Here is an 11,288-nt window from a genome sequence, read left to right on the forward strand (position 1 = left end):
GCGCCGGGCGTCGCTTCCCCTTCTGGGTGCGCTCATGCGGCCGGCGCGGGGGCCAGGCTGAGCAGTCCGGCTCCGTACGGCTTCCCGCGTCCGATGCCGGCCAGGACTGCCTCGTGGAGAGCGTCGGGGTCGGTGATGGTTGCGGTGCCGTCGTAACGGATCAGGCTGTGCCGCATGCCGTCGGGGGTCTGCCTGCGGGAGCGGACCGGCGGCATGTTGGTGGGCGTCAGGACGTGGACTTGCAGGCCCGAGTCGGCCGCACGGCGGAGCCACCACTGGTCGGCGTCCGCTCCGGACAGTGGCACGATCCGGCCGCGCTTACCTTTTGCCTCAAGCGGGAGGCGTTCGCGCTTGGTGGGGTTGAGGACGATGCGGTAGCGGACGGCGAGCCCTTTGCGCAGGGCTGTGAACATGGGGGTGAGGCTCTTGAGGTCTGTTTGCCCGTACCCGGCCGGGAGGCCGGCGGGGTCGAGACGGCTCGCCTGGACGAGGAGGGTGCTGGTGGTGTCGGTCTCGTCGAGGCGGTAAAGCAGGCCAGCCTGGCTGCGGGGGGATGCGCCGAGGCCGTCGGGCACCATACGCATCAGCGTGCGGTGCATTTCGGTGGCGTCGCGAAGATCCCTCTGTACGTCGCGGCTGTGCGGGTTGAGGTGGATCCGGGCGATCACCGGCTCGTCGTTCATGCGTGTTCCTCGGCGTGGGCGTAGTCGATCAGACGCGTGAGCAGGGTCTTCTGAGGTCCTGCCAGAGCGCGGCTCACCGGCTCGACGGTCCGGTAGAGGCGACGGCCGGCATGGGCCCGTCCGTGTGGGGCGAAACTGACAGGCATGTCGTTGACCTTGATGACGTCGGCCGCAGCGCCAGGACCGCCTCCGGGGAGAGGACGCTCTCGGAGAAATGGCACCTCGATCGTTTCCCCTGCATCGTCGCGGGGTTCGGGGGAGGTGAGCGGTACTCCGGTCAGCAGCTCCGTTTCGGGATCGTCGGCGTGCCGACGCAGGAGGAACGGCTCGTCGGGTGCGCAGGAGCGTCGACCCAGATACGGCGCCCAGCATGGGCGCCGTAGTGCGGCTGCGAGCTGCTCTGCCAGGTCGTCGGGGGCGGTGACGGCGACGACGAAGACAGCGTCGGCAAGGTACTGGCGACGGGTGATGACGGCCGCATCCTTGTTGCTGCCGCCGCTCGTGGCGGCAGTGCGTTCCTTGGGGAAGCCGCCGCCGACGGTGTGGTAGTCCTCCAGCAGTGTGCCTGGCCGGTCGACTCGCACCGTCAACCGCACCTGTTCGTACTTCTTGAGGCCGGCGCTGTCGCCGCGGGCGATGCCCTCGGCCGCGGCGAACATTCCGACCAGCGCGGAACGTGTCGGGAAGGAGGCGGTCTCCCGCACTGGGGTGAACACCGAGCGTTCACCCCAGGACTGCAAGGGACCGGCCAGCCTCAGCAGCAGTCCACTCACTGCTGGGCTCCCGCGACCGTGCTGTCGGAGGCGCTGATCGCGGCCTCGACGGCGGCCTCCACGAGCTGGTGGTAGGACTCGTGGGCGGTGCCGAGTCCCTTGGGCTTCTCCTCCGGGTCGATGACCGTGTGCCCGTGGAAGGGGCGGTAGCGGTCACCGGTGAGCCGGTTGATGTTGACGGTATAGGTGTCGAGCGCCTGGCGGGACGGCTTGGAGAAGCCTCCCCGCCGGTCGGCGGTCACAGGGGTTTCGAAGGCGGCGGCCAGCGAAAGCGGCCGATGCTCACGCACCGCCAGGTACGCCAGGTCCGGCAGCGTGTGCGGAGCCGTCGAGTTCTTCTTGGCCTGCGGCAACGACATCAGGAAGTGCTCGGCGAACGAGGTCAGCACCGTGCGGGCGGCCTTGACGTCACCCTCAAGGTTCTTCAGCAGGTCGGTGACGTTGACAGTCCCGTACCGGTAGAAGACGCCGGCGGCGAATTCGGCGGTGTCCAGGTGTCCGCTGCCGGTCTCGGACTCCCCCAGCCAGTCGTCGACGGCGGTGAAGTAGTCCCGTTGCGGCTCCGCCGCGTGCGTGGTGAAGGCGTGCGCGACCTGCGCGGCGCCGTCGACGTTGGTGTCCGGCAGCTCGGCGAGCATGCGTCCCAGCAGGCTGATGGATGCGGTGCGCCGCTTGAGGATGTCCTCGATCGTGTTCGGGGGCAGCGTCTGTGGGGCCTTGGCACCCTTCTTGGCACTCGCAGCCTTCCTCAAGGCGGTTTCCAGGGCCTCGCGGTGCTCGGCACACACGGCGGCGAGCTCCTCGACGGCCGCCTCCGGTAGAAACAGCAGCACCGAGGTGTGGCCGGCGGCCTCCAGGCCGATGCCCTTCTTGCCGGCGCTCACCGCCACCTGGGAGCCGGCGAACGCGGCCAGGTCGGCTGGCCAGCCCACCCGCTCAAGCGTCTGCTGCACCTTCACCGGCACGAGGCGGGTTCGGGCCGCCTTCTCCCCGAGGTCCTTCTCCACGCCGAGACGGATGGGCCGCTTCCAGGACTGGCTGGAGACCCGGATACGCAGGGCGTCGCCATAGCGCACCTGCTTCGGAGAACCGAGGTCATCACGATTCAAATTCGCGGCCGGCACCGACTGAAGGGCGTTGAGGTCCAGGTAGAGGGTCATCGCTCGTTCTCCTCGGGAAGCGTGGTGGTGTTGTCGCCGGTGGGGATGGAGCGGCGGAAGTACTGGTCGAGCCAGCGGGTAGCGACGAGGTCGCGGTCCCGGGTCCACCAGGACAGGTCTTTCAGCAGGACCGCCCACTCGGGCGCGATGCCACCACTGAGGAGCTGCCGGGTCAGGGAGGGAAGCGTCCGGTGAACGGCATCGCTGCTCTGCCGGGACAGCAGATGCAAAGCACTCTCGGCCGTGCTCGCCTTCATGACATCTCTCTTGACGGCCTCGCCGAGCGCGGACCCCAGGTTCGGACGCAGGTACCAAGCGGTGGCCGAGGTATCTGCCGACTCGGTCTGCCGGGCGACCCGCGGGCGCGCTGCGATCAGCGAGGCCACCCCGTAGTAGGCCCGGCGGGTGTCCGGATAGGTGACGTCGTCGTGCTGGTGGAGCCAGGGGACGAGGTAGCGGTGCATGTAGTTGCACCGCTCGATCGGCAGGCCCAGGCCCCGGCGCAGCTCGGCACGGGTGCGATTGTCCTGACAGATGTCGTGGACGTAGGAGATGAATCTGTCGTGTTTCGGCGGCGCAGCGGCCACCCTGGAATCGGTCATGCGGCATCCCTGGGATGGGGAAGGGCGTGCACGCCGAAAGGCGGTCAGCGTGCACGAGATGGCTGGTACCGGCTCAGCCGGCGTTAGGGCTCAGGAGTGCGAGGAGCATGGAACGGGCGCGGTGCCGGGCGCGAGCCACTCTGATGTCCGCCCGGCTGGACGGGCCGATCGCCTCGTCCAGCGCCGACAGGGCGGCGTGGGTGAACGGTTTCAGGGGTCGGTCCGTCCGCCGCTCAGGCTTGGTCAGCCGCCAGAACTCGGTCTCGGCCTTGGGCCAGAACAGGGTCAGCGCGCCGGATGCCCAGGGGCCGGGCTTGCGGGCGTCGAGTTTGACCTTCGTCTTCGGCGAGGGATCAACGCTGGAGTCCGTGGCGATCTTCCAGGCGACCTTGGCCGCGAAATCCAGCCGGTCGCCCACTTCTTCCGCTGAGGCGTGGCAGCGCTTGATGTGGTGCGCCATCTCCTCGTCGTTCTCCTCCAGCCAGGTCAGGACCCGGGGAGTCGTCGACGCGAACCAGACGTTGTCCTTCTGCTTGCCGTCCTGGTCGAAACCGTAGGCGCGCACCCGCAGAGTGGGCAGCAGCGTTCTGGGCAGTGCGTCGAAGGCGGGTGGCCGCTGGATCTCCTGCCGATCGTCCTTCAGCAGCAGGGCGTCCAAGTCGCGCCACAGCGCACGGGCACCGTCCGCCTCGCGGGGCTGAAAGTTCCCGTCCTTCCGCCGGTCGAGGATCTGGTACGGGTCCCGCACCATCGAGGCTGGCGCGTGTGTGGACCAGGTGATGTACGCGTCCGTCACCTGCCGGCCGTCCGACGACGGAACGAGCAGCACGGCGTGCCGGAACCGGCCGGTCAGCGTCCGTCCTGGCCACGTCATCGCAGGGAGAGGCTGCAGCGGGTCGAGAAGTTCACCCTCCCAAGGGTAGAGGTCCTCGGTCTCCCCGAGCTCCTCGCCCTGCAGCCTCGGTACAGCCAGGATCAGCGAGGTGAACAGGTCAGGGCCCCACGGGAAGTACGAGACCGACTTCCGCAGAGGTGCCGCATCACCGCTGCCGGTCCGGTCGTCGGTGATGCGCCGGGGAGTGCACTGTCCGGACGGTCCGAAGTAAAGCTGGGCGATCAGATGCCAGGCGGCCTCCGCCGCCGGCACGGGAACGGGAGCGGTGTCGGTGAAGTGACCGAACAGAACCGCTCCGTTGATACCTGTCGGACGCCCCATCACCAGCTTGTTCACACCTGACGGGTTCGGTGCGCCCTTGGGGTCCACGCATTCGGTACGAAGCCGCGGATCCTGTAGGAACGGCCGCTCCGGGTCGAACAGATCGAACCTGCCTGACAGCACGTCCTTGTCGAAGTACCGGTTCACGACATCCGCATCGAATCGGCCGGCCCTCAGAACCCGCCGACGCAGATCGAGCCAGTCCTTGACGTTCTCGGCTACGTCGAGGTCATCGAGGCAGTCGTCTCCCGCGGCGGCGATCCTGGCCGTGATCGCCGCCAGGATCCGCATCAACCCCGCTGCTGCCGGCGGCACCGGCAACTCCAGGTCCTCGATCTCATGAGCCTGCCTGAACACCTGCCGCAAGCCCAGCCGCACCGACTCCCCAGTCAGCAGCCGCACCGGAATCCACGGCTCGTCCCGCAGGTCGAACCCTGCAGACATCAAACAGCCCCCTCCACGAACATGGTCAGCGCAAAGCAGCACGACAAAGCCCCAGCGCACCGCCGCCTGAGTCGCACTTCGCATTCAAGCAGTCACCACCGACACAGGGTGGCCGTTCGATGCTGCCGGTCCAGTAGAGCACCCTTCGGCGACGCATGTGACGAGAACCAGAAGGTTGGAGAACGTGGGGTGGAGCTAGAGGAGGGGTCCTTGATCGACTTGTGCCCAGGAGTCGCGAACGGTTGAACTTCCGCTCAACACACCAGAGTTGAACCGGGGAGTCGTCGTGTACGTAGTTCCCGCCGCACCCGCGGCCGGGACTTCGCCAGCACCTTGCGTGCTGGTGACCGCCATCATCGTCATCGTCGTCAGCGCGAGACCCGACCCGGCCACCATCATCGGGTCCTGCCTGCTTCTGCTGGCTGGGGCGGGCAAGGCGTACCGCGGCTTCTCCCGATAGCCTCGGGTGGAGTTGATCGCCGTACTCAGGCGCGACCGTCTCCCCGCCAAGGTGGGGGTGTTCCAGTTGGAGAGCGTGGGGCTGAGATCAGCTCAACGGCTTCCCCGCCGATGTGGGGGTGCCTCCCTCTACAGCCGCGTCCCTCTAAACGCGGACGAGGCCCAGGTCCTGGTCCAAGGAGAGGACTTTGTCGCCCACTTTCACTGCTTGGGCCTTGCCCTGGCGGACCGGCTGACGGAGGACTCGGAGGTCTCCCAGCATGGGGTGCTCGGCCCATGAGGAGGGCGGACTGAGAGTGTCGGGCTCGGCGTCACGGAACCAGTCGGCGCGGACGGGAATCGTGCGACGTATCACCTGTCGAACGGATGAGGCCGGCATCCTGCCGTCCTTGGACGCTTCGGGCAGTGGCTGCTCACCCTCAGCGTCGAGGGTGAGTCGGCCGTCCTCTTGGGCGTAGGCGCAGAGCAGGCGCACCGAGTCCGCGCCCAGACGAGTCGAGACCTCCCACTCGTCCTCATCCCCCTCCATGTCATGCAGGTCGTGGAGCTCCGCAACCTGCCGGGCACGGCGTACGGCGCACAGAGCGGCCATGCTCCGCTCGGCGGTCTCCTTGCCCTTGTGCTCCGTCCAAGCCTTCGCCTCGCGGCTGCCGGGGTCGTTCCAATCGAACTCCTCGCCGTCTCCGTGGACCGCCTCGACCAAAGTCTGCACATCATCCGGAATGGCGATGCCGCCGCCCTCGATCTCGGCCAGCTTCCGCGAGGTCTTGCCGAGCAGGTGCTCGGAGTACACCTCACCCCACTGCACCGGCATCCGGCCACCGCCCACCAAGGGATCGAGGACGACAAGCCGCGGTCCATCCGCCCACCTGGGGCGGCCGCGATCGTCGGGGTAGCCGTGCCTCTGCCAGTGATTCTCATGCCGCCAGCAGCGGCCCGCCCGCTGCAACAGCAACGACAGGGGGGCGAGATCGCTGATGACGATGTCCGCGTCCAAGTCCAGGGACTGTTCAACGACCTGCGTGGCCACCACGATCCGCCGGACCGGCCTCGGACCGCTCCGGCCCAGCCCAGCAGTGACCTTTGCCGTACGCTCCTCCCGCACATCTCCGGGAAATCGGGCGTGCAGCAGTTGCACGTCGCTCCCCTCCTCGTGGGACCGCCGGTCGAGCACTTCGCGGAGCTGCAGATATGTCTCCTGCGCGTCACCCACCGTGTTGCACACCACCAAGGCGGTACCGCCGTCACCCGTCGCGACCGGCTTCAGCAGGCGCTTGATCACCGCAATCCGGCCCCCCGCCACGCCCTTCCCACCATGGATTACTCGCTCGACGTCTACCCTGAGCCACATGTTCCGCGTGCGGGTCTGCTCCCTGTGACGCGGCTGGGACATCTGCACGCATCTGCCGGTCTCGCCGTCCACATACAGCCAGCCCGGGTAAGGCGCCGGGAAAGTCTGCTGCTTCAACGCCTTCGACTTGTGGCCTGCCCCCTGCAGGTACTCCTTGATCAACCGGTCGCCGACCGACCCCGGCAAGGTCGCCGAGAGCAGCACGACCGGCACTCCGTAGAAGCCCAGCCAGTTCAGCAGCCGGCCGAGCAGCACCTGCATGTACGGGTCGTAGGCGTGCGCCTCGTCCACGATGAAGACTTTGTTCGAGAGGGCCAGCATTCGCAGAGCGTTGTGCCGTACGGGCAGGACGGCCATCAGCGCCTGGTCGATCGTCCCGACCGCGAACTGCGCCAGCAGCGGCCGTTTCGATCCACGGAGCCACCGCCCCGGCCGCATGTCGGCCTCCTGGCGGCGGCGCCCGGCCGGAGCCTCGTCGCCATCGCAGGTCACCACCGTCTCACCGTCCAGGTCGTCGTCGGCATAGGCACCGCTGAGCCACGCCATGCTGTGCACCAAGGTCAGCCCGGCATCCTCCCCGGACTGGTTTCCCAACGCCCTGGCGACCCGGTCGTACATCTGGTCACTGGTGGCCATCGTCGGCAGCAGGAACGCGTACCCGTGCGTACCGAAGATCTTTGACAGGATCCGCTCCGCCTCCAGCGCGGTCTCCGACTTGCCGTCACCGGGGGCAGCGGTCACCAGCATGATGCCGCCCCGTCCCCCGGCACCCGCCGCAACCGACAGTTCCTCCATAACCGACCGCTGCAGAGGATTCGGCTTCCCCGCGATGCCGTACGCCTCGGCAAAGTCCTTGCGCTCCAGTTCCACCGGAGCCAGCCCGGCATCCCGCAGCAACCTGGCCGCGTCCGCCTGCGAACGCCGGAAATGAGCGGTCAGCGAAGACTCGAGTGTTCGCTGACGTTGCCGCAGGTACCCCTCCTGACTCACCAGCCAGTCCGCAAGAATCACCACCCCCGTCACCAACACCGCGACGGGAGCCTCGAACGCCCCAGGCTCCGCCGGGGCCCCCAGCGCGTCATGCACCGCCGTAGCATGCGCGGCACGCTGGCCAGCCCACGTTGCGCCACCCAGAAACGCCTGCCCTACACCGTTTTCCAGACGGTGGAAGCGTCCGTGATGACCACCGATGATCTCCGCCACTCGTTCAGAAGCGCTCCCCTCCTCCGCGTCCTCGAAGCCCAGCACGTTCAGCACCTCGGCCGCGGCAGTCATGCCGGCCACATCGTGCCCTGCCCGCCCGGTGCTCATCCGCTCACTGCCTGCCGCCAGCTCGCCGCTCAGGAACTGGGCAGCTCGCCGTGAACAGAACTGGAACCCCGACAGCTTCCCGATGTCATGCAGGCCAGCACACAGCCCGACAAGCGCCCGGGCACGATCCAGCTCCCCACCCAAACCCATCCCGGCAGCTATACGCGCCCTTTGGTTGTCCGCCAGGTACACGTCCCACAAGTGAAGCGCCATAGCGGCCGTGTCGAGAAGATGCCTTACCAGCGGGTAGGGAGGCAGCCCCGGATCCAGCCCACGGCTCTTCCCCCACACCGACTCATCCAGCACGCTCTGCCTGGCCAGCACTCCAACCTCCTCCACTCCGCTACTCGGATCAGCAGCGAAAGCAACACCGCTGTGGCTCGAATCCAAGCACTCGGCACTGACATTGGTGCCTGGTACTGGGGTTCCGGCGGTCGTGCACCAGCGGCTGCCTGACGCCCCCTGGCCCGACTTCGCGTTGCCCTGTCTGGCCGCTGGGGGCCTCTTCTCATGACTCCAGCCGGGAGAACACAACTCACCGCCGAACATCTGCCGATCACCGCGGGCGGCAACCCGAGCGGAGCGATCCGAGGCGTCCTTCGCGGCTCCATGCGGCGCGGCCCCGGAGCCCGCATCCAGCGACCGAACCAAACGTTGCCCGCGCTCTACCAGGTCATCCCGGGCCATGTGTGCCCAGCGACGCTCACAGCCGGGCTCAGGTCGCACGGCACATCACCGCCGGACGGACGTAGACCGAGATCGTCCTCACCGCCGCCCTCCCCTACCTCGGCGGCTTGGCTCACCTCGATCTGCAGGCTCGAAGGAAGACTCAGCAGGCACGACGTCCAGTCTCATGCCTACCGCGAATGGGGCCGCCGTTTTTGGGCCTTGGTACGGAGGTGACCGTCCGCTTCACAGAACCTGGTGAGGTGGGCTCCGCACTCGCCCCGGCGCCTCGCAAGCCGCACCAGATAAAGTGACGCCGTGCGACTGACTGAGCGCCTCACCCCATCGAGAACGGCAAAGAACACGCAAAGCGCCTCTTGAAGTGCAGGTCAGGAAGTGTCCTCCCCGCCGACGCGGGGGTGTTCCGTGACATACACTTATCTCGTTGGTCGGCAGTGGGTCCTCCCCGCCGACGCGGGGGTGTTCCGTGCGCGGGGGATCACGTCGGTGGTCATGCGGCGTCCTCCCCGCCGACGCGGGGGTGTTCCGCGGAGCTCGGCCGGCTTCGTCTCGTCGCTGTCGTCCTCCCCGCCGACGCGGGGGTGTTCCGACCCACCAGACGGGCACCCTCCTGGGTGAAGGGTCCTCCCCGCCGACGCGGGGGTGTTCCGCTCCGTGGACTGGTGGCGGACATGGAGTACCCGTCCTCCCCGCCGACGCGGGGGTGTTCCGGTAGGTGAGCCCGACACTGCCATTCTCACCGCGTCCTCCCCGCCGACGCGGGGGTGTTCCGCTGATCGCGTCCGGTCTGTGGCACGCCCACGGGTCCTCCCCGCCGACGCGGGGGTGTTCCGTCGCGGTTGCAGTAGAGGATGACCCGGTGTCCGTCCTCCCCGCCGACGCGGGGGTGTTCCGAGGGGTGAGCCGGAGGCACCGGCCCGGAAACAGTCCTCCCCGCCGACGCGGGGGTGTTCCGGTCCTGGACGCCTGGCGCCAGCGCGAGAACACGTCCTCCCCGCCGACGCGGGGGTGTTCCGGCCCCCTCGCCCGACTGCGGCTACCGCTACGAGTCCTCCCCGCCGACGCGGGGGTGTTCCGCCGCCGTCGGCGCTGCGCAGGACTACCTCTCCGTCCTCCCCGCCGACGCGGGGGTGTTCCGCACCCGCAACACGCCCTCTTACCGCAGGTGCCGCCCTCCCCGCCGACGCGGGGGTGTTCCGGCCCTCCACAAGGCGTTCCCTCACAGCGGCGGGTCCTCCCCGCCGACGCGGGGGTGTTCCGCCAGGCGATGGTGGAGCTGCTGCTGAAGTTCAGTCCTCCCCGCCGACGCGGGGGTGTTCCGTCCTTCGGGCCGATGGTCTCGCGGTCCTCAGCGTCCTCCCCGCCGACGCGGGGGTGTTCCGGCTGGGAGATCCGCGACACGACCGGCACCCTCGTCCTCCCCGCCGACGCGGGGGTGTTCCGCCGCCTGCGAGGCACTCGGCCTCAGCGTGGAGGTCCTCCCCGCCGACGCGGGGGTGTTCCGCACCCCGACCGCCCCACACACCGCCGCCGCGCGTCCTCCCCGCCGACGCGGGGGTGTTCCGTCCGCGCCGCCCCGGGCGGGGCCCGCGGAGGTGTCCTCCCCGCCGACGCGGGGGTGTTCCGGTGGCGGTCTGATGGTGACAGCACAGCGCATGGTCCTCCCCGCCGACGCGGGGGTGTTCCGACGTGCAGCGGTGGCTTCTTGCCCAGGAGTACGTCCTCCCCGCCGACGCGGGGGTGTTCCGCTCACCGCCTCCGAGCACGAAGCTGAGACCGAGTCCTCCCCGCCGACGCGGGGGTGTTCCGTCCTTTGCCCCACCCTGCCGCTCGGCGACCCGGTCCTCCCCGCCGACACGGGGGTGTTCCGTCGTGCGGGTCGATGCCGATCTCCAGGGCCTTGTCCTCCCCGCCGACGCGGGGGTGTTCCGCCGCGCCTACAGGTGCGCGCCGACCCTCGGTGGTCCTCCCCGCCGACGCGGGGGTGTTCCGTCGACGTTGCTGGTCTTGGTCACGGCGTCGCTGTCCTCCCCGCCGACGCGGGGGTGTTCCGTCGACCGCGGGGCGGCACAGGGCGTCGCAGGCGTCCTCCCCGCCGACGCGGGGGTGTTCCGCGCTGGCGAGAGATCACCACCGACCAGATCGAGTCCTCCCCGCCGACGCGGGGGTGTTCCGGCCTCCGCCTCCAGGTCCCGGAGCCGCTCGTCGTCCTCCCCGCCGACGCGGGGGTGTTCCGTCGGCCCGCGCGAGGAGGTCGAGGCCGCCGCCGTCCTCCCCGCCGACGCGGGGGTGTTCCGGCCGTTCAGACGGTGGGTGACGTCGCGTGAGCGTCCTTCCCGCCGACGCGGGGGTGTTCCGGTGTCCGGACACGTGCGGACCCTGGTGCGGTAGTCCTCCCCGCCGACGCGGGGGTGTTCCGTCCGTCGTCGCCGAGGCATGGCCCTGCACCAGTCCTCCCCGCCGACGCGGAGGTGTCGCATTCGGCTGCTCCAGACCGCAGAGGTATAACTGATCGTTTCAGAATGAGTTGAGCTGTGGGTCTTGCACTTGCCGATCTTGGTCGGCAGGGTGTCCGGGTGCGTGCTGATCTTGTTCCTGACGA

The 11,288-nt window shown here is 68.8% G+C and carries 6 protein-coding genes and 1 CRISPR repeat array; all 6 genes read right to left on the reverse strand.

Annotated features, from left to right (window positions below; all coding sequences use genetic code 11):
- Window positions 1–32: 32 nt before the first annotated feature.
- The gene (gene cas6e / locus ACFV3R_RS30350; RefSeq protein WP_385589822.1) at window positions 33–683 is read right to left on the reverse strand and encodes a type I-E CRISPR-associated protein Cas6/Cse3/CasE; all 651 of its coding nucleotides are present in this window, start codon (window positions 681–683) and stop codon (window positions 33–35) included.
- Entirely contained in the window at window positions 680–1,456 is a 777-nt protein-coding gene (gene cas5e, locus ACFV3R_RS30355) for a type I-E CRISPR-associated protein Cas5/CasD (protein ID WP_385589824.1), read from the reverse strand. The genes cas6e and cas5e overlap by 4 nt, the downstream gene beginning before the upstream one ends.
- Window positions 1,453–2,616 (reverse strand): type I-E CRISPR-associated protein Cas7/Cse4/CasC, encoded by a 1,164-nt coding sequence (gene cas7e, locus ACFV3R_RS30360; protein ID WP_385589826.1) that lies wholly within the window; start codon window positions 2,614–2,616, stop codon window positions 1,453–1,455. The genes cas5e and cas7e overlap by 4 nt, the downstream gene beginning before the upstream one ends.
- The gene (gene casB / locus ACFV3R_RS30365) at window positions 2,613–3,218 is read right to left on the reverse strand and encodes a type I-E CRISPR-associated protein Cse2/CasB (protein ID WP_385589828.1); all 606 of its coding nucleotides are present in this window, start codon (window positions 3,216–3,218) and stop codon (window positions 2,613–2,615) included. Before casB ends, cas7e begins: the two co-directional genes overlap by 4 nt.
- 73 nt (window positions 3,219–3,291) lie before the next feature.
- Window positions 3,292–4,878, reverse strand: a complete 1,587-nt coding sequence (gene casA, locus ACFV3R_RS30370; RefSeq protein WP_385589830.1) for a type I-E CRISPR-associated protein Cse1/CasA — start codon at window positions 4,876–4,878, stop codon at window positions 3,292–3,294.
- Window positions 4,879–5,482: 604 nt separating this feature from the next.
- A complete protein-coding gene (cas3, locus tag ACFV3R_RS30375) occupies window positions 5,483–8,323 on the reverse strand; it encodes a CRISPR-associated helicase Cas3' (RefSeq protein ID WP_385589832.1) in 2,841 nt (946 codons plus the stop codon).
- Between the two features lie 740 nt (window positions 8,324–9,063).
- A CRISPR array of direct repeats spans window positions 9,064–11,165; the repeat unit is 29 nt; unit sequence GTCCTCCCCGCCGACGCGGGGGTGTTCCG.
- The last annotated feature ends 123 nt before the right edge of the window (window positions 11,166–11,288 follow it).

This window comes from Streptomyces sp. NPDC059740 (assembly GCF_042733155.1).
In the GTDB taxonomy this organism is placed as follows: domain Bacteria; phylum Actinomycetota; class Actinomycetes; order Streptomycetales; family Streptomycetaceae; genus Streptomyces.

What these genes read in the sequence shown, in the direction of transcription:
- cas6e (WP_385589822.1), bottom strand. Translation starts at nt 683, where the DNA reads ATGAACGACGAGCCGGTGATCGCCCGGATCCACCTCAACCCGCACAGC.
- cas7e (WP_385589826.1), bottom strand. Translation starts at nt 2,616, where the DNA reads ATGACCCTCTACCTGGACCTCAACGCCCTTCAGTCGGTGCCGGCCGCG.
- casB (WP_385589828.1), bottom strand. Translation starts at nt 3,218, where the DNA reads ATGACCGATTCCAGGGTGGCCGCTGCGCCGCCGAAACACGACAGATTC.
- casA (WP_385589830.1), bottom strand. Translation starts at nt 4,878, where the DNA reads ATGTCTGCAGGGTTCGACCTGCGGGACGAGCCGTGGATTCCGGTGCGG.